Here is a 20,117-nt window from a genome sequence, read left to right on the forward strand (position 1 = left end):
CGCGAAGGCGGTGTCTCAGCCAGCACATGTATGGACTGACACGCCGCCTTCGCGAGCAAGCCCGCTCCCACAGGGGGATGTGCAGTATTGCAAATTTTCAAAAGGGACAAATAACAAGGGGGCGAATCTTCATCCGCCCCCTTGTTTGCCCGCTTATTCCTGCGGTTCTTCTTCGTCTGCGGCAGCATCGAGGGTTGGCTCGTCGACGTTGTCATCGCCGACTGCGATCACCTCGCCGTCGAACTCTTCGCCTTCCAACTCCTCGCCTTCGACTTCCGATGGCTCCTGGACACGCTCCAGACCCACCAGGGTCTCGTCGCTGGCCAGCTTGATCAAGGTCACGCCCTGGGTATTACGGCCCAGGCTCGACACTTCATCAACCCGGGTACGCACCAGGGTGCCCTGGTCGGAAATCAGCATGATTTCCTCGCCATCGAGCACCTGGACCGCGCCGACCAGACGGCCGTTGCGATCGTTGCTGACCATGGCGATAACGCCCTGGCCGCCACGCTTGTACTCGGGGAACTCGCCGATGGCGGTGCGCTTGCCATAACCACGGGCCGAAGCGGTGAGGATCTGGCTGCCTTCTTCCGGGATCAGCATGGAAATCAGCTTCTGCCCTTCTGGCAGGCGCATGCCGCGCACACCACGGGCGGTACGGCCCATGGCACGCACGTCGGATTCCTTGAAGCGCGTCACCTTGCCACCGTCGGAGAACAGCATGACTTCACGCTCGCCATCGGTGATGGCTGCGGAGATCAGCACGTCGCCTTCGTCCAGCTCCAGGGCGATCAGGCCCACGCTGCGCTGGCGGCTGAAGGATTCCAGCGGGGTCTTCTTCACGGTGCCTTTGGCGGTGGCCATGAAGATGAAGTGACCTTCGGTGTATTCCTCGACCGGCAGCATGGTGGTGATGTATTCATCGGTGTCCAGCGGCAACAGGTTGACCAGTGGACGACCACGGGCAGCGCGGGACGCTTCCGGGATTTCGTAGGTCTTGAGCCAGTACACCTTGCCCTTGCTGGAGAACAGCAGCAGGGTGGTATGGCTGTTGGCTACCAGCAGGTGAGCGATGTAGTCCTCATCCTTGACGCCCGTCGCCGATTTGCCTTTGCCACCACGACGCTGGGCCTGGTACGCCGCCAATGGCTGGGTCTTGGCATAGCCACCGTGGGAAATGGTCACCACGCGCTCTTCTTCCGGGATCATGTCACCCAGGGTCAGGTCCAGGCGCGCATCGAGGATTTCGGTGCGGCGCACATCGCCGTATTCGGCGCGGATCACTTCCAGTTCTTCGCGGATCACTTCCATCAGGCGCACGGCGCTGTTGAGGATGCGGATCAGCTCGCCGATCTGGTTGAGGATCTCCTGGTACTCGGCCAGCAGCTTCTCGTGCTCCAGGCCGGTCAGGCGGTGCAAGCGCAGTTCCAGGATGGCCTGGGCCTGTTCCGGCGACAGGAAGTACTTGCCGTCGCGCAAGCCGTATTGCGGGTCCAGGGTCTCCGGGCGGCACGAATCGGCACCGGCACGCTCAACCATCGCCACCACAGCGCTGGATTCCCACGGCATCTTGATCAGGGCTTCCTTGGCTTCCGACGGCGTCGGCGAAGCCTTGATCAGGGCGATGACCGGGTCGATGTTCGACAGCGCAACCGCCTGGCCTTCCAGGATATGCCCGCGCTCGCGGGCCTTGCGCAGTTCAAACACGGTGCGGCGGGTGACCACTTCACGACGGTGACGCACGAAGGCTTCCAGCAGATCCTTGAGGTTCAGGATGCGCGGGCGACCGTCGATCAGGGCCACGACGTTGATACCAAACACGCTTTGCAGCTGGGTCTGGGCATAGAGGTTGTTGAGGATCACCTCAGGCACTTCGCCACGACGCAGCTCGATCACCACGCGCATACCGTCTTTGTCAGACTCGTCGCGCAGCTCGGTGATGCCTTCGAGTTTCTTCTCCTTGACCAGCTCGGCGATCTTCTCGATCAGACGCGCCTTGTTCAACTGGTAAGGCAGTTCGGTAATGACGATCTGCTGGCGGCCACCGACCTTGTCGATGTCTTCGATCATCGAGCGGGCACGCATATAAATGCGGCCACGGCCGGTGCGGTAGGCTTCGATGATGCCGGCGCGACCGTTGATGATCGCGGCGGTCGGGAAGTCCGGGCCGGGAATGTATTGCATCAGCTCATCGACGGTCAGCTCGGGGTTGTCGATAAGCGCCAGGCAACCGTCGATGACTTCACCGAGGTTGTGCGGTGGGATGTTGGTGGCCATGCCCACGGCGATACCGCTGGAGCCGTTGACCAACAGGTTGGGAATACGGGTCGGCATGACCGCCGGGATCATTTCGGTGCCGTCGTAGTTCGGCACCCAGTCCACGGTTTCTTTATGCAGGTCGGCCAGCAGCTCGTGCGCCAGCTTGGTCATGCGCACTTCGGTGTATCGCATGGCCGCAGCGTTGTCGCCGTCCACCGAACCGAAGTTGCCCTGGCCGTCTACCAGCAGGTAGCGCAGGGAAAACGGCTGGGCCATCCGAACGATGGTGTCGTACACCGCAGTGTCGCCGTGAGGGTGATACTTACCGATCACGTCACCGACAACACGGGCAGATTTCTTGTACGGCTTGTTCCAGTCGTTACCCAGCTCGCTCATCGCGAACAGCACACGCCGGTGCACGGGCTTCAAGCCATCGCGCGCATCAGGCAGTGCCCGCCCGACAATTACGCTCATTGCGTAGTCGAGGTAGGACTGTTTCAGCTCGTCTTCGATATTGACCGGGAGGATTTCTTTGGCCAGTTCGCCCATGAGAAGCCTGATTCCTTTTTCGGGTGAAACTTCGTCACATCCATACGGGACCAACGAAGCTCGCCGCCGCCGACATGATGCCTGGCAGCGACTTACGACAAATCAACGAGTTATGACACGGATCTGCGCATTAAAGACCACCCCTTGGGGTGACCTTGGAAACCGCCGAATGGTATCACAATCGCCGCCACGCACCTATCCCCCTGATGCGCATGGTGTGTAGTTAGTTGACCAGTGACAGGCCTAATGAGGCCGAGAGGCGCTCAGAGGCCAACCACAGCGCAAATTCAGCGCTGAATTGCCCCCATTGTGCCCAGTAAAAGCCATCCGGCCTCTCAATTACCGGGCCCTTCCGGCTGACGCCGAGGGTAATGAGTCACATCCAGTTCGATCTCCACATCGGGCAAAGGGCCATCCGACCAAAAACCGCGCCTGCCAGGCGCCCTGACCACCGAGGGCTGGCCGGCCTGGGCGTCCCTGATCCGCACACCCATGGCGCCCGTAAGCTCGGCAACCCCCGGCACACCTCCTGTGGTATTCATATGGCGCTCTCCAACCCAGGCGATCCATTTGCCCCCGTCGCCCGGCTGATAAGCCTCAATCTGGCGCACAGCAAAGTAGTTCATTTCTGCCAACCGGTTCGTGAGATCCAGGGCAGGCTGATGGGTGTAGCGATCCCGGTGCAAAGTCAGGTAGTCATCATCCAGCCCCCGCACCCGCAGGCCACAGGCATGGGCCTTTCTCGCCACCACACTGCGCGCACTTACAGACCCCGGCGAAACCAGGAGCATGGGCGATCCCGTGGCATGGCTGCCTTCGATATACAGTGTGCGAAAGCCCCGATCATAGAGGGCCTGCATCTTCTCGGTGAGAAACGCCACACTGGCGGCTTCGGTATGGTGCTCCCCCAGCACCCAGCCCTGCACGGCGTCAGGCCACGCCGCAATCAGGTCATCCACCGTTGCCGATGGCCCCAGGGCAAGAGGCGCAGGGCGTGGCGGCATCTGCACGGTCTCGAAGAAGCGCCGCCGATCCCGTGCGAACCAGGCGTCATAGTAGGCGATTGTTGATGGCGGCAGATTCAACATGCCATGACGGTTATCCCCGTAGCCATACGACATCAGATACTCCTCCTGAGGCAGCTCAAGGGACGGCTTGGAACCTGCCTTGCCCCCGCCCCGGGCCCCGACGGAGTGCCACTGCCCAGGCCTGCCGGCATGCAAAAAGCCCAACTCGCCGCGCCCCCGGGCATCGATGACTTGCACCATCAACCCGCCCTCTTCATAGAGCTTGAAGTCGCTTTTGATCCGCAGCACCACGGCATTCCCCTGGGCATCCACCGGGCGAATCAAGTACTCCCCCGCAGCCGTGCGGTAAATACCCTTGGCATTAGGCTCCACCCCTTGCAGCAACGCGACGGCTTCATCCCGGGGCACGGCCGAGGCTTTCCAGGCCTCGGGGATGAACGAGACCGGCGCTTGTGGCCGGGCCTCCTGTAAAAGAGAGTACGCAGGCGCGGGCGGCGGCCTGAAAAACCTGCGATACATCGCCAAGGGTTTGACACCAATGGGCTGCCCGCCCTCGGTTATGGCCGCCAGACTCAAATAGTGCCTGGCGCCCCCTTCACGCAGGACCAGCCCCGGAATCGCCTGCCCGCGTGCGCGAAACGTTCGCACTGCCGTGTGGGCCAAGCGCTTCCACAGCCGCGGGACCGAAGCAACCCAATGCATCGCCCACGGCAGCATATCCAGCAGTACACCCGCCACCTCGACCCCAAACATCACCTTATTGAAAGTCGATTGACGGCTGACTTGTGCATTGCTGACCGACCCCCGCTGCACAAGCTCCAGCAAGCGTAAAATCTGCAGATAGTACAAGCCCTGCAACAGTGACGACTCACAAGGCACCAGTTGCACGACCAGGGGCGGCAGGCGCTCTTGAGGCTTCACACTCCCGAGCACAAAAGACGCCAGGCCTTCGGCAAAGCGCTGGTACTTCAACCCCGACGAGACCAGGGTCTCGATCACCTGCATGGACCTTACGCACAATCGCTCCATTAAATAGGCTCGCCATTGCGGCTTGCCAAGCAGCGCTATCAACTCGCGCTCGCCGGGCAACGCCCGCACGTCCAGCCCATCAGGCGCATTGGGTGCGTAAAGCACTCGCCCGGCCTCTTCGGCGGTCGAGATCACCACCAGCCCCTGCACCCACTGGCTCCCGCCAAGCTCAGGTTCAACGTCAGGTATGCCCAGCATCAAGAAATTCGCCACGACCGCCTGCCCCGCCACCCGGGCCCGAGCCTGCGGCGCCCACGACGCCAGCACCGCCGCCACCCATTGCTGCACACGGTTTTGCCTCGGATCGGCGGCGGATGCGCCGCGATAGGCCGCAGGGTTGAAGCGTGCCGATTCGGCGGCGTATTCCAGGGTCGCGGCCTGGGCCGCCATCCAGGCCTGCGCCAGCCGTTCGGCGCCCGGCGAAGTCGCAGGCGGCGCGAAGGTTTTCTTGAGAATGTCCTCGCAATAATGGTGCCCGGCATCGATCTGCGTCACCCACTGCTCAATCGTCTCGCGCGAGAGCTTGAGCGCCTCGCCACGCGCGTCGAATACCCGCCGCCCGTCAGCAAACGTCACATCCGCCTCAAGCGTGACCCTCGATGTCCAGGCGACGCTCCCCTCCCAGGGCTTGAGATTCTTGAGCGTCAGTTCAGTCAAGCTCATACGTTCGACGCTACCCCGTTCGACGGGAGGCGTCAGACCGGGGGCCGGCACGTAGGTAACCCGCACCGCTTCTGATCGAACGACGATGATCTGATCCGGGTCGATCTGCTCCACCGACGCCCCCGGCAAACCGCGCGCCTCCAAAAAGCCTCGCAGCCTCGCTCGCAGCTTCTGCCGGGCATAACCACGCAACGAAGGAACAGGTTCAAGCAACACAGCCAGGGCCTGGTTCTTTTCCTGCGCGGCCAATGCCATTTCCTGCAAACGCTGGCGGTCCGGGTCCGACAGGGCCTTTTGCCAAGCCGGCACCATCAGCGCTTCCAACAACCGATTGCGCGCAACAAAAGCCGCCGCCGTATCCAGTTGAGACGCCAGGTCAATCACACTATCCACCGCCCCAGGCCGTAGACGCTGACCTGCGCCGAGCACCTGACGCAGATCCTGTTGCTGCTTTGCCAGCAAGGCTGCGACCCCATCCGCGACAAAATCTCCCGCTATCGCGCTCGGAACAGACGCAAGCCGCCCCGCCCACCGACCGGTCTGCTTGTTGCGCACCGCAAGCGGCAGGCTGCCAGCCAGCATGACGCCCTCCGATGCGCCAGCGTCAAGACGCCGCTCCAGCTCAGCATTAAGGGCGGCCAGGCCAGGAAACGCTTCAAAACCCTGGGCGGCCGTCCACAAAACCAATGGCCCGGCCGGCGGGTTTGTGCTGTCAGCACTGAGAATGAATGCCGTGGCAAACCGCTCCCCACCAGCCAAGGCCAAACGGTAGACCTGGGGCCGCTGAGCGACGGGAAATGCCAGCTCACGGGCGCTGGCCGTCGGGTATTGCAATACGCTGTCGATCAGGGCTCGATCAGTAGCGGTTAAAGTGCCATCAACCCAACGCAGGGCCGCCTCGGTCGCCAGCATCTGTTTGCGCATCCGCGCCAGCAACTCGTCACGCAGCCCCAGGTCGCGCTGAAATGTCTTCCAGAACGCCCCCAGCCTCTGTGCAAATTCTTGCTTGAGCGCCAGCAGCAGACGGCTGAGGGTGCCGACCGTCTGGAGTTTGTAGTCCTCCTCCAGGGTCTGCGGCTCGACGTAAAATGCCCCATCCGCCTGATCGTCATCGCGCGCCTCATCCCACCGCGCATCCAGCAATGACTCCAGGGTCTGGGACGCATACGGCTGCCGCTCGCCCTGCTCATCGAGCCGGGAACGGGTGAAATGAATCTGCTGCGGGCTGATCGCCCCGGTATAACTGGGGAACATCTGCCTCAACTGCTGCTGGAAAAACCCATCGAATCCGGGTGAGCCCGCCAGTAATTGGCCCATCAGGCTGTTGAGCTTATTGAGCTGCCGTATCAGGTTCTGTTGCTGATCACCAACCGCAAGCCCGGCGGAAGGCACGACCGGCAACGTGTCGGGACGCAATGGCCGACGGCGTACATCCCCCGGCAGGCCACTCGGCAGCGCGAGCACCTGGGCAACGCGCGCCTCGACGCCCGGCCTCACGGGGAAGAAGGCCGCACGCGCATTCACGTGTTGTTGGGCCAACTGTTCGTCCAGGACTTGCCCGAGCAAAGAGCCCCGGGCATCAGGCGGCATCCCCACCAGCGCCCATTGCGCGCGCTGCTGCCTGCGCAATGCAAGCACCTGCTCACGTTCAGGCTGGGCAACGTTGGCCAGGATTTCATCGCGCTCACCGGCCACAACCTGCTGCAGGCTGAGGGCGGCCAGCACCGCCGAGTCGCTGGCAAACTCCTCCAGGCCGCGCTGCGGGGTGTAGAGCAGTACTGGCCGGCTTTTGGTCAAGCCGCCCCGCCATGCCAACACAAATGCCGCCGACAGGTTGATGTCCTGCCCCGCGCCCTTGATCACCAGGCGATGCAGGACCACCCCACTCGCGGGCTGCGCCGCGCTGGCCACCAGGCCGTGCAGCAGCGCCAAGCCATCCGCCGTGAGCCCCACCGCCGGGTCCGCCAGGTGATCGGCCCGACGCAACGCCGCCTCTGCGGCCAGTTCGCTGTAGCGATAACGCAGCCAGGTGTCGCGCATGCTCAGCTCGTTGCCTTGCCGACCCGGGCTGTACCAGAAGTGCTTCAAACCCTGGCTGAAAAGCTCGAACAGCCCCTGCAGGTGCTGATCGAGCACCGTCACGAAGGCCTGGGGATCAATGCCCAGCAGATCCTCGCCCCTGGAAAAACCACTTATTTGCGAGAGTTCAGGCGCCGTGCCTGTCACCAGAGCGTCCTGCAAGGCCTGTGTCATCGAGCGCTGCGCGGCACCGAGTGGTAGATCTTCAAGCAGCCAAACCGCATCAGGGTCGATTGCCATCCCTGGAAAGTGGCGATCCAACGCCCGCTGGAACGCTTCCCGGCTGATACGCGCCAGAGACGGCTGATGCTGCACCAGGCGTTCGCACAAGGCGCTTTCGGCTTGCAGTTGTTGCAGATGCCAGGCCCGACTGGGCACTGGAAGGACGCCCATCAGCTCACGGTCGTCAATAAGCGGATAAGGCGAGGGAGGAGAAGTCGCGCTAGACATGCAGAAGTGCCCCGAAGGTGATCATTGACCACCATCCTGCAAGAACCACTCACCCAGACGGCCTTAGACTTGTACTACCGCACCGCCAGTCGTCTTCAATGCAGGCGTTTACGGCACATCAACTTCGCCAGCTTGGCCGTGTCCGGCCGCTCGACAATGCCTTTTTCAGTCACAATCACATCGATCAAGTCGGCCGGGGTCACGTCAAACACCGGGTTGAAGGCACTCACATCGGCGGCAAACCGCTGGCCGGCCACCTCCAGCAACTCACCGGCCTCACGCTCTTCCAGGGCGACGTCATCGCCAGTGGCCATCATCAGGTCCAGGGTCGAGCTCGGCGCCACCACCATAAAACGCACGCCATGGTGCATGGCGCACACGGCCAGTTGGTAAGTGCCGATCTTGCTGATCACATCGCCATTGGCCGCGATACAGTCGGCGCCGACGATCACCCAGGTCACGCCCTTGGTCTTGAGGATATGCGCGCCCGCCGAGTCGGCGTTGACCGTGACCGGGATGCCCTCGCCCGCCAACTCCCAGGCAGTCAACCGCGAACCGTGCAGCCACGGGCGGGTTTCGTTGGCATAGACCTGCTCGACCATGCCCTCCAGAAACGCCGCGCGGATCACCCCAAGCGCAGTGCCCACCCCGCCGGTGGCCAGGGCCCCGGCATTGCCATGGGTCAGGATGGCCTGGGCATTGCCCTGGTGTTTGCGGATCAACTCGACGCCCAATTGCGCCATGGTCAGGTTGGCTTCGCGGTCGCTTTCATGGATCGCGATGGCTTCGGCCTCCAGCACCGCCAGCGGGTCGGCGTGCTTCTTGAGGCGGTCGAGGCGATCGCGCATGCGCTGGAGGGCCCAGAACAGGTTCGATGCGGTGGGGCGGGAATCGGCCAGCAGCGCGTAGTCCTCTTCCCAGGAGGCTTGCCAGTCACCGCCCTCGGCGATCCGCTGGCGGGCGGCAAGCACCAGGCCATAGGCAGCACTGATCCCAATGGCCGGCGCGCCGCGTACCACCATGGCACGAATGGCGGCGGCCACTTCATCGACCGTCGAGCACCTCACCCAGCTTTCCCGGGCCGGCAACGCACGCTGATCGAGCAGGTGCAGTGCGCCATCACGCCAATCGATGGCCTTCACCTTCTCCGCAGCCAACAGTCGATCGCGCATCCCTTACCCCGCACTCGTGAACAAAAGCCGCCGATTATAGCGATCCGCCAGCCAAGACGCTCGGGTATACTTCGCCCTCCTGATCTCACCGCCCCGGACGCTGCTTGCTATGACACCACCCGCCGCCCCGCTCGACCTCCTGCTACTGCCAACCTGGCTGGTGCCGGTCGAACCTGCGGGCGTGGTGCTCAAGGCCCATGGCCTGGGCATCCGGGACGGGCGCATTGCGTTTATCGGGCCACGCGCGCAGGCGCTGAAACTGGCGGCCCACGAAGTGCGCGAGTTGCCGGGCATGCTGCTCAGCCCGGGCCTGGTCAATGCCCATGGCCACGCGGCGATGAGTCTGTTTCGTGGCCTGGCCGACGACCTGCCGCTGATGACCTGGCTGGAAAAACACATCTGGCCCGCCGAAGCCAAGTGGGTCGATGAGGCCTTCGTACGCGACGGCACCGACCTGGCGATCGCCGAGCAGATCAAGGGCGGCATCAGCTGCTTCGCGGACATGTACTTCTTTCCCAAGGTCGCCAGCGAGCGTGTGCATAACAGCGGCCTGCGCGCGCAGATCGCGATTCCGATCCTCGACTTCCCGACCCCCGGCGCCGCCACTGCCGACGAGGCCCTGCGCCAGGGCATCGAACTGTTTGGCGACCTCAAGCATCACCCACGGATCAAAATCGCCTTTGGCCCCCATGCGCCCTATACCGTCAGCGATGCGAACCTGGAAAAAGTCCGGGTGATCGCCGAGGAACTGGACGCCGCCATTCATATGCATGTGCACGAGACCGCCTTTGAAGTGCAGCAGTCTGTCGAGCAGTATGGCGAACGGCCCCTGGCCCGCCTTGCGCGCCTGGGTTTGCTCGGCCCACGCTTGCAGGCCGTTCATATGACCCAAATCAGCGAAGAAGACCTGGCGTTGCTGGTAGAAAGCAACAGCAGCGTGATCCATTGCCCGGAATCCAACCTGAAACTGGCCAGTGGCTTCTGCCCCGTGGAACGCCTGTGGCAGGCCGGCGTCAATGTGGCAGTAGGCACCGACGGCGCGGCAAGCAACAATGACCTCGACCTGCTGGGCGAAACCCGCACCGCCGCGCTGCTGGCCAAGGCCGTTGCCGGCTCGGCCAGCGCCCTGGATGCCCATCGCGCACTGCGCATGGCCACCCTCAACGGTGCGCGGGCCATGGGCCTGGAGGCTGAAATCGGCTCGCTGGAGGTGGGCAAGGCTGCGGATATCGTGGCCTTCGACCTTTCGGGGCTGGCCCAGCAACCGATCTACGATCCGGTCTCGCAGCTTATATATGCCACCGGACGCGATTGTGTGAAACACCTTTGGGTCGGCGGCAAGCAACTGCTCGACGACCGGCAACTGACGCGCATGGATGAACCGCAACTGAACGCCACGGCCGTTACCTGGGGCCGGCGCATCAGCGGACACCACGAATAACGCCGGCCCCGGCTCAGCATGCCGGGCCCGGCACACTGTTTTATCGGATTTAGAGGACTACCCATGAGTAACGTCGACCACGCCGAAATCGCCAAATTCGAAGCCCTGGCCCACCGCTGGTGGGACCGCGAGAGCGAGTTCAAGCCCCTGCACGACATCAACCCGCTGCGGGTCAACTGGATCGACGAGCGGGTCAACCTGGCCGGCAAGAAAGTCCTCGACGTGGGCTGCGGCGGCGGCATCCTCAGCGAAGCCATGGCCCAGCGCGGCGCCACGGTGATGGGCATCGACATGGGTGAAGCGCCGTTGGCCGTGGCCCAGCTGCATCAGCTGGAGTCGGGCGTGAGTGTCGAATACCGGCAGATCACCGCCGAAGCCCTGGCCGAGGAAATGCCCGAGCAGTTCGACGTGGTGACCTGCCTGGAGATGCTGGAGCACGTGCCCGACCCGTCGTCGGTGATCCGCGCCTGCTTCCGTATGGTCAAGCCCGGCGGCCAGGTGTTTTTCTCCACCATCAACCGCAACCCCAAGGCCTACCTGTTCGCGATCATCGGCGCCGAATACATCATGAAGCTGCTGCCGCGCGGCACCCATGACTTCAAGAAGTTCATCCGCCCTTCCGAGCTGGGCGCCTGGAGCCGCCAGGCCGGGCTGACCGTCAAGGACATCATCGGCCTGACCTACAACCCACTGACCAAGCACTACAAGCTGGCCAACGACGTGGACGTCAACTACATGATCCAGACCCTGCGCGAGGAATAAGCCTGTGAAGTTGAAAGCGGTTCTTTTCGACATGGACGGTACGCTGCTCGATACCGCGCCGGACTTTATCGCCATCTGCCAGGCCATGCGCACCGAGCGCGGGCTGGCGCCGATCAACGACCAGCATATCCGCGATGAAATCTCCGGCGGCGCCCGGGCCATGGTGGCCGTGACGTTTGCCATGGACCCCGAGTCCCCAGGCTTTGAAGCACTGCGCCTGGAGTTCCTCGAACGCTACGTCAAGGGCTGCGCGATCCATAGCAAGCTGTTTGATGGCATGGCCGAACTGCTGGAAGACATCGAGCGCTCCAAGCTGATCTGGGGCGTGGTCACCAACAAGCCATTGCGCTTTGCCGAGCCGATCATGCAGCAACTGGGCCTTGCCCAGCGTTCGGCGCTGCTGATCTGCCCGGACCACGTAAAAAACAGCAAGCCCGACCCGGAGCCGTTGATCCTGGCCTGCAAGATGCTCGACCTGGACCCGGCCAGCGTGCTGTTTGTGGGCGATGACCTGCGGGATATCGAGTCGGGGCGTGACGCCGGCACCCGCACCGCCGCCGTCACCTACGGCTATATCCACCCCGACGACAACCCCCGCAACTGGGGCGCCGACGTCGTGGTCGATCACCCGCTGGAGCTGCGCAAGGTGCTCGACAGCGCACTCTGCAGCTGCTGACACCCGAAAATCCTATGAAACACTGAGCTCAATGTGGGAGCTGGCTTGCCAGCGATAGCGGTGAACCTACTACAGGTTTATTGGCTGACACTGCGCTATCGCGAGCAAGCCCGCCCCCACATTCAGACTGAATTTTTGTTGAGGTCGATTATGTTTGATTACTCCGCACGCCCAGAATTGCTCAAGGACCGGGTCATCCTGGTCACCGGTGCCGGTCGCGGGATTGGTGCAGCGGCGGCCAAGACCTATGCCGCCCACGGTGCCACCGTGCTGTTGCTGGGCAAGACCGAAGCCAACCTGGCCCAGGTCTACGATGCAATCGAAGCCGCCGGCCACCCACAGCCGGTGGTGATCCCGTTCAACCTGGAAACCGCCCTGCCCCATCAATACGACGAGCTGGCGGCGATGATCGAAAAAGAATTCGGCCATCTCGACGGGGTGCTGCACAACGCCTCGATCATTGGCCCGCGTACCCCGATCGAACAGCTGTCGGGCGAGAGTTTCATGCGGGTCATGCATATCAACGTCAACGCCATGTTTATGCTGACCGCCACCCTGCTGCCCCTGCTCAAGCTGTCCCAGGACGCTTCGGTGGTGTTCACCTCCAGCAGCGTCGGGCGCAAGGGCCGTGCCTACTGGGGCGCCTATGGCGTGTCGAAGTTCGCCACCGAAGGCCTGATGCAAACCCTGGCCGATGAACTCGACACCGTCGCCGCAGTGCGCGCCAACAGCATCAACCCCGGCGCCACCCGCACCAGCATGCGCGCCCAGGCCTACCCGGGGGAAAACCCGGCCAACAACCCGCTGCCTGAAGACATCATGCCGGTGTACCTGTACCTGATGGGCCCGGACAGCTCGGGGATCAATGGGCAGGCATTCGACGCGCAATAATCCTCGAACCTGACACCAGCCTAATGTGGAGCGGGCTTGTGTGGGAGCGGGCTTGTCGGGTCCCACAAGGGCCCGGCGCCAAATTTCCAGCACGTCTTTTTTTCAAGAAATGCCATCCTCTTGTTTTATAAGCAATAAAAATAACTTCCCGTAATGGCACGCTTTTCGCTCCACTTTGTTTAAGCAGGCGGTACGGCATCAAGACGTGCGGCATGGGATCAGGGGTTATAACCCCTGGCAAAGCGGACTAAACTGTTACCCAGGTTTTACGGAACTGAAGGAACAGTAAGACGCCTACCAGTGGCCGCTCCCATCGAGCCTGTAAGACAGCATTAAGTGCTTAGAGGCCATTCGTTTATGAAAACACCCACCCAGACCAACGCAATTGACTTCGACAGTGCCAAATTGCAACGCCTGGGCTTTGGCCAGCCCGCCCTTGTCGCACGGCGCCCCACCAGCCTCGCGCAACTGCGCCAGCAACTGAGCCTGCAATTGCAGACCAGCCTCGAAGCCGAGCGGATCCTGGGCCTGTTCTTTCGCGAAGTGCAGCGCCTGGTCCCCCTGGATGCCCTGCAATATCGCCATGAAGCCAGCGACCTGCGCCTGGACTATGGCCAGCGCGGCCATCATTGCGTGAGCTATCACCTCAGCCACCAGGGCGAACACCTGGGGGAACTGGCGTTTCGCCGCAACCAGCGCTTCAGCGAAGAGGAACAGGGCCACCTGGAGTCACTGCTGGCCAGCCTGCTCTACCCCATGCGCAATGCCCTGCTGTATCGCGCCGCGACCCGCAGTGCCCTGCGCGATCCACTGACCGAGACCGGCAACCGGATCGCCATGGACCAGACCCTGGGCCGGGAGATCGAAATGGCCAAGCGGCACTTGCATCCGCTGTCCTTGCTGATGCTCGACATCGATCACTTCAAGCGCATCAATGACAGCCACGGCCACGCCACCGGCGACAAGGTGCTCAAGGCCGTCGCGGCCTCGATCAAGGGCCAGTTGCGCAATGTAGACATGGTGTTTCGGTTTGGCGGCGAAGAGTTTCTGATCCTGCTGTCCAACACCGGCCGGGATGCCGCGGCCCTGGTTGGCGAACGCCTGCGCCAGGCAGCGCAGGCCCAGGACTACTGGGCGGACACCACGCGGATCGAATTGACGGTGAGCCTGGGTTGCGCGACCTTGCTGGCGGGCGAGTCGGCCGAGAGCCTGCTGCGCCGGGCCGACAATGCCTTGTATGTGGCCAAGCGCGAAGGCCGCAACCGCCTGGCAATGGCGGGGTAAACGCTACCCCGCCCTGCCTGGGTCAGGCTTCGCTGGCCGCCAGTACCTGGCGCTCACGGGTCACTGGGGCTTTCTCCAATTGCATGCAGCGCTCCAGGAACAGGTACATATAGTCGTAACTCTTGCACACAGCCTGGCGCAGTTCCACTTGCAACGCCTTGCTCGGGTTCATCCCCGCCAGGGTGCAGATGATCTCCAGCGCTTCCCACGGGTGGGCGTCGTCGTACTGGGCATGCATCTTCAGCCACTTCATGGCGCGCTTGCGATCCTCTTCAGGGAAAGCCGCGGCATACACGCCCGTCGAACATACCAGTGCAGACCACTCCCCAGTGGCCCCCTCGATCGCATAGTTGGTGGCGGCAATGGCCACGATCAACGAATCGGCCGAACTGGTGTGCCAGCACCAATGACTCAGTGCGTGCAACTCGGGCGGTACGTTCTGCGCCTGCAGTTCTTCCAGGCCTACGCCATGGGCGCGTGCCCAATGCATCCAATAATCGGCATGATTGAGTTCCACGCGAATATTGCGCATCAACCAACGTCGCGCCATATCCTCGCCAGGGTGGCGGGCGAACTTGGTCTTGGTCAGGTTTTGTGCCATGTACAACGCAAACTGTTCCACCACTGGCCAGCCACCGATCAGGTAGTGGCGCATGGTCTTGGCACTGAGCTTGTTATCGCGCATGCGCTGGTACAGTTCGTGTTCGACAACCCGGCGCTTGCTCTCGCTACAATCCTGGATCAATTGCTGAGCCCAGGTGGGGTAGCTTGAGGCTTCCATAAGCGGGCCGGTTCTGCTGAATGTGTCGATCACTGTCGGGATCCTTTTGATGTGTGATGTGTACAGACCAGTAGATGTTTCAGCGGAATGTGCCGGGCGCCCTGAATAACAGGGGCTGCGGGCGCGCAGGTCGACACTGCAGACTATCGAAGGTAAACAATTGCGGGCGTTCAATCAGGTAGCCCTGAGCATAGTCCACGCCGATCTCGAGCAAGGCCTGCTCGATGTGCGGCGTTTCGACAAACTCGGCAATCGTGCGCTTACCCATGACATGGCCGATGTGATTGATCACTTCGACCATGGCACGGTTAATCGGGTCGTCCAGCATATCCTTTACGAAACTTCCATCGATCTTCAGGAAGTCTACAGGTAAATGTTTGAGGTAGGCGAATGAGGACATTCCGGCACAAAAGTCATCCAGCGAGAAGTAACAACCTAACGCCTTGAGTTCATTGATAAAACGAATTGCACTACCCAAATTCGAGATAGCGCTGGTTTCTGTGATTTCAAAACAGATCATGCCCGGAGGAATGCCATAGGCGGTGAACCGCTCCCGCAGGAAGCGCAGGAAGTCGTCATCGCCGATGGTAATGCCCGACAGGTTAATCGCACACATCGCCATGGGCCTGCCCGGTCGCTCGATCATGCAGCGGGCAATGAGCTTGAACACGTTCTCCACCACCCAGCGGTCCAGGGAGGTCATCAACCCGTAGCGTTCGGCGGCCGGGATAAAGCTGTCGGGCAAGATGATCCGCCCCGCCTCATCGTGCAGGCGCAGCAGGATTTCGATATGCCCGGTCCCCGCCGCGGTGTGGCCCAAGGGCGCGATTTCCTGGGAGTACAGGCAAAAGCGGTCCTCCTCCAGGGCCATGTGCAGGCGCTGGATCCAGGCCATCTCGCCAAAGCGCAAGGACAGCTCGGTGTCATCGGCGTGATAGACCTGCACCCGATTGCGGCCTTTTTCCTTGGCCATGTAGCAGGCCATGTCCGCGGCGCGCAGGGACGTCTCCAGGGTGGTCGGGGTGTGCGAGATATGCACCAGGCCGATACTGACCGTGGTGACAAACGGTCGGCCTTTCCAGACGAAGTGCAGGTTTTGTACGGTATTGCGTAGGCTTTCGGCGATTTTTTCCGCCGCCGGCGCCGGGCAGTTCTCCAGCAGAATGCCGAACTCATCACCGCCCAGGCGGGCCAGGGTATCGCCTTCGCGCAGGTCCGATTGCAGCAAGGCGCAGATATGCCGTAGCAACTCATCGCCCGCCGCGTGGCCACAGGTGTCGTTGACCAGCTTGAACTGGTCCAGGTCGAGGAACATCAAGGCATGGCGCCCCGACTGCTGGCGCCCGATGCCATGCAGCACCTGTTCCAGGCGGTATTCAAATTCACGCCGGTTGGCCAGGCCGGTCAAGGCATCATGAGTCGCCTGCCAGGACAGGTTGGCAATGTATTGGCGCTCCTGGGTCATGTCATGCAACACCAGCACCGCACCGCTGACTTTGCCGGCACTGCGGATCGGCGCGCCCACCAGGGTCACGGAGACGGTGCTGCCATCCAGGCGCTGGATCAGCTTGGAGTGCTCGCTGCCACCGCTGAGCTGGCCACCCAGAATGTGCTCGATCAGGGTAAACCCATCGACCTGGGCGTTTTCATCCAGCAGGTTGAACAACGCGGCCAACGGCAGGCCCTGGGCCTGGGCGGCGTTCCAGTGGGTCAGGGATTCCGCCGCCGGGTTCATATAGGCGATAGCCCCGTCGACATCGGTGGTGATCACCCCGTCGCCGATGGACTCCAGGGTGATCTGCGCCCGCTCCCGCTCCAGTTGCAAGGCATCGGCAAACGCATGGCGCTGGGTCAATAGCTTGCGGGTGCGTAACAAAGCCAAGGCGATCAGGCCCAGGGCGGTGGCCAGGTTGGTGATCAGCAACAGGCGCAGAATCATCCGCGAGCCTTCGCCCAGGGCGTCGCTGAAGGCCTTGGCCGCCGGCGTCACGCCATCGTTGATGGCGATGATGCGTTCTTTCCAGGCCTGGATGTCGCGACCGCTGACCCGGTTGGCGAGGATTGTCCGGTGCATCTCCTGCGCCAGGTCATCGAGCTGTACCAGGTAGCCATCGCCCACGGTCCACAGCTCGATGGCTTTTTCCAGGTAGCTGAAATGGCGAAAGTTGAGGTATAGCCAGATCAGGCTCGACACATCATCGGGATGGTTGCCGCCCTTGAGAATCCCCAGGCGCGCAGCCGCCAGGTCAGGATTGGGGCGATCCAGGGCAACACGCAACTCGTGCCCGCCCTGGGGCACGGCAATGGCGTTCTGGTATTTGAGAAAAGTCGCCTGGTCGCGATTATCGGCGTACAGGGTCAGGTAGTAGATGGCATCTTTCTGCCCCTTGGACCACAGGCTCTCGCCCGCCACATAACCGCGCACGGCCGACAGCACGTAGAGGCTGACGCAGCCCAGCAAGGCCTGGAACAGCACAACGGCAATAAAGGGCCAGACGATGCCCAACAACTTGGGTGTTCCGAGAGTTCGCTTCTGCTTCATGAGATCCCTTGCATCAGCACAGGCGAGTAAAAACTGCTCCTGACAGCACAGCCAAGGCCGAACGCGCGCGCTCCAGGATCGGAGACGGGAGCATTTCAGCGAACTTGTTGCAAGTGTCCATAAAGCTTGGCGTATAAACCGCCATCGGCTATCAGTTGCTGGTGGTCGCCGTCTTCGGCAATGTGCCCGCCGTCAAACACCAATACCCTATCAGCCTGCTTCACCGCCGACAAACGGTGAGCAACGATCAGTGTAGTACGCCCACTGAGAAACCGCGCCAGCGCCTGGTGCAGGTTGTATTCGGTGGCCGCATCCAGGGCCGAGGTGGCTTCGTCGAGGATCACCACCTTGGGCTCGGCCAGCACCATGCGAGCAATCGCCAGGCGTTGGCGCTGGCCACCGGACAAACGTACGCCCGAACGCCCAACAATACTGTCCAGGCCCTGGGGCAGCCCCTTGACCGTAGCATCCAGCTGGGCAATTTCAAGGGCCTGCCAACAGGCCTGGTCGCTGCGCTCGCGGCCCATGGTCAGGTTGGCGCGCACGGTGTCGTTAAACAGTGCCGGATGCTGCAGCACCACCGCGACATGCTCGCGGATGGTTTCCAGGCCAATCGCCTGCTGGGTCGCGCCGCCGAAGCGAATCGTCCCCGCCTGTGGGGTGTAGAGCCCCAGCAGCAGTTGCACCAGGGTACTTTTGCCGCCGCCACTGGCGCCGACAATCGCCACTTTTTCGCCAGGGGCGATGGCCAGGTTCAACTGGTTGAGCACCAGGTCTTCGCCATAGCCAAAGTCCAGGCCCCGCACCTCGATGCCGACGGTTTCGCGCCCGGTAAACGGGTCCTCGCCCCCGGCATATTGCGGCTCGTCGGCGCGGGCCAGCAGTTCGTTGATCCGCGTCAGCGCGCCACCGGCGGCGTAGTAGGCGTATTGCAGGTTGAGCAACTGCTCCACCGGGCCGATCATAAACCACAGGTAGCTGAACACCGCGAGCATCTGGCCGATGGACAGGTCGGAAAACAACACGGTGAGCATCGCCGCCGCACGGAAGATATCAATCCCGAACTGGAACAACAGGCCACTGGCGCGGCTGGAGGCGTCGCTTTTCCACTGGGAGTTGATGGCAAAGTCGCGCACTTCCTGGGCGCGCTGCCCCAGGCGCCCGAGGAAAAAGCCCTGGCGATTGCCGGCGCGCACCTCCTGGATAGCGTCCAGGGTTTCCGTCAGGGCCTGGGTAAACCGCGAGGTGCTGTCGTTTTCCAGCTTCTTCAGGTGCTTGACCCGCTTGCCCAACTGCACCGTGGCGTAGATCACCAACGGGTTGAACAACAGGATCAACAGGGCCAGCTTCCAGTGCATCCACATCAGGATCCCGGAAGTGCCGACCAGGGTCAGGGTGGCCACCAGGAACCGGCTCAAGGTTTCCCCGACAAACTTGTCCACCGTGTCCAGGTCGGTAACCAGGTGCGTGGTCACCGTGCCGCCGCCCAGGCTTTCGTATTCACTCAGGGAAATGCGCTTGAGCCGTTCGATCAGGCGCACGCGGATGCGGTAGACAATGTCCTTGGCCAGCCCGGCAAACAGGCGCGCCTGCACCACGTTGAACACCAGGGCCGCGCAACGCAGCACCAGGGTGACCAGCAGCATCAGGCCGATATAGCCGGCGGCCTGCTGCCAGGGCGCCGGCAACGCATGGTTCATCACCTGCAACGCGGCATCACCATTGCCCAGCAGCACTTCGTCCACCAGCAGGGGCAGGAGCAAGGGAATCGGCACACTGCACAGGGTTGCCAGTACAGCGACCCCATTGGCGATCCACAACGCTTTTTTATGGCGCAGGGCCAGGCGGCAGATTTCTGCCCAGGTCAGCCGATCAATGCGTGCGGGGAGCTCGGGAGGCTGAGGCTGATCATGCACAGGCAGCTCGCTCCAGCCAGCGACCGAGCAACGGCGACAGCTCGGACAGCGGCTGGTAGCCGTTGGTCAACAACGCCAGCTGACCATTGCGCTCGGCCAGCAACGTGGGGAACCCGGCGATGCCCAGGTCCTGGACCCAGGTGAAATCGGCGGCCGTGGCGGCATGTTGCTCGGCGCGGTCAAAGGCCTCGGCAAACTCGATGCGCGGCACCCCGGCGGTCTCGGCCAGTTCCACCAGCACACTGGCGCGGGTCACATCGCGCCCTTCGACATAAAAGGCCTGCTGGATCAGCCCGAGCAAGGCCCAGGCGCAATCCGGCGCCAGGCCGCGCGCGGTAACCAGGGCCCGGCAGGCCGGCTCCGTGTCATACACAAAACCGTCAGGCAAGGCACCTTCCAGGCGGAACGGCTGACCAGTGGCTTCGGTCACCGCCTGCCAGTGTTCCAGGATATAGCGCCGGGTGGTCGGCTCCAGCGCCGCGCCGCTGCCGGTGCGCAAACCGCCGACCACCAGGTGCAGTTCCACACCTGCTGCCCGGGCCTGCTCAACCAGGGCCTTGGCCACCGGGGCAAACCCCCAGCACCAGGAACACAT

General features: G+C 62.5%; 12 protein-coding genes. 5 read left to right on the forward strand and 7 right to left on the reverse strand.

What is annotated here, in order from left to right; genetic code table 11:
- Window positions 1–153 precede the first annotated feature (153 nt).
- From gyrA to mtnA, 3 genes are all read right to left on the reverse strand, one after another.
- Entirely contained in the window at window positions 154–2,808 is a 2,655-nt protein-coding gene (gene gyrA, locus AC07W7_RS19985; protein ID WP_495039981.1) for a DNA gyrase subunit A, read from the reverse strand.
- Between the two features lie 335 nt (window positions 2,809–3,143).
- Entirely contained in the window at window positions 3,144–8,000 is a 4,857-nt protein-coding gene (locus AC07W7_RS19990) for a membrane-targeted effector domain-containing toxin (protein ID WP_495039982.1), read from the reverse strand.
- A 152-nt stretch (window positions 8,001–8,152) separates the two neighbouring features.
- On the reverse strand, window positions 8,153–9,229 hold the full coding sequence (mtnA, locus tag AC07W7_RS19995; RefSeq protein ID WP_169898636.1) for an S-methyl-5-thioribose-1-phosphate isomerase: 1,077 nt from the start codon (window positions 9,227–9,229) through the stop codon (window positions 8,153–8,155).
- Between the two features lie 109 nt (window positions 9,230–9,338).
- On the opposite strand from mtnA, the gene AC07W7_RS20000 reads away from it, so the two are divergent.
- The 5 genes from AC07W7_RS20000 to AC07W7_RS20020 all read left to right on the forward strand — a co-directional run bounded on the left by AC07W7_RS20000 (window position 9,339) and on the right by AC07W7_RS20020 (window position 14,283).
- Window positions 9,339–10,670, forward strand: a complete 1,332-nt coding sequence (locus AC07W7_RS20000) for a TRZ/ATZ family hydrolase (RefSeq protein ID WP_495039983.1) — start codon at window positions 9,339–9,341, stop codon at window positions 10,668–10,670.
- A 63-nt stretch (window positions 10,671–10,733) separates the two neighbouring features.
- On the forward strand, window positions 10,734–11,432 hold the full coding sequence (ubiG, locus tag AC07W7_RS20005) for a bifunctional 2-polyprenyl-6-hydroxyphenol methylase/3-demethylubiquinol 3-O-methyltransferase UbiG (RefSeq protein WP_003189760.1): 699 nt from the start codon (window positions 10,734–10,736) through the stop codon (window positions 11,430–11,432).
- Window positions 11,433–11,436: 4 nt separating this feature from the next.
- On the forward strand, window positions 11,437–12,108 hold the full coding sequence (gene mupP / locus AC07W7_RS20010; protein ID WP_197883404.1) for an N-acetylmuramic acid 6-phosphate phosphatase MupP: 672 nt from the start codon (window positions 11,437–11,439) through the stop codon (window positions 12,106–12,108).
- 150 nt (window positions 12,109–12,258) lie between these two features.
- A complete protein-coding gene (locus tag AC07W7_RS20015; protein ID WP_495039984.1) occupies window positions 12,259–12,999 on the forward strand; it encodes a YciK family oxidoreductase in 741 nt (246 codons plus the stop codon).
- Window positions 13,000–13,356: 357 nt separating this feature from the next.
- Window positions 13,357–14,283: a GGDEF domain-containing protein gene (locus tag AC07W7_RS20020; RefSeq protein ID WP_169864552.1), complete on the forward strand. Its 927-nt coding sequence runs from the start codon at window positions 13,357–13,359 to the stop codon at window positions 14,281–14,283.
- 22 nt (window positions 14,284–14,305) lie between these two features.
- Here AC07W7_RS20020 and AC07W7_RS20025 read toward each other — a convergent pair whose 3' ends face one another.
- From AC07W7_RS20025 to AC07W7_RS20040, 4 genes are all read right to left on the reverse strand, one after another.
- Window positions 14,306–15,064, reverse strand: coding sequence for an iron-containing redox enzyme family protein (locus AC07W7_RS20025; RefSeq protein ID WP_232243941.1), 759 nt, complete (start codon window positions 15,062–15,064; stop codon window positions 14,306–14,308).
- 79 nt (window positions 15,065–15,143) lie between these two features.
- On the reverse strand, window positions 15,144–17,606 hold the full coding sequence (locus AC07W7_RS20030) for an EAL domain-containing protein (RefSeq protein ID WP_495039985.1): 2,463 nt from the start codon (window positions 17,604–17,606) through the stop codon (window positions 15,144–15,146).
- Between the two features lie 95 nt (window positions 17,607–17,701).
- A complete protein-coding gene (locus AC07W7_RS20035; protein WP_495039986.1) occupies window positions 17,702–19,522 on the reverse strand; it encodes an ABC transporter ATP-binding protein in 1,821 nt (606 codons plus the stop codon).
- Entirely contained in the window at window positions 19,515–20,117 is a 603-nt protein-coding gene (locus AC07W7_RS20040) for a DsbA family protein (RefSeq protein WP_169864742.1), read from the reverse strand. Before AC07W7_RS20040 ends, AC07W7_RS20035 begins: the two co-directional genes overlap by 8 nt.

The sequence above is a fragment of the Pseudomonas sp. GW821-FHT01D09 genome, from assembly GCF_059422465.1.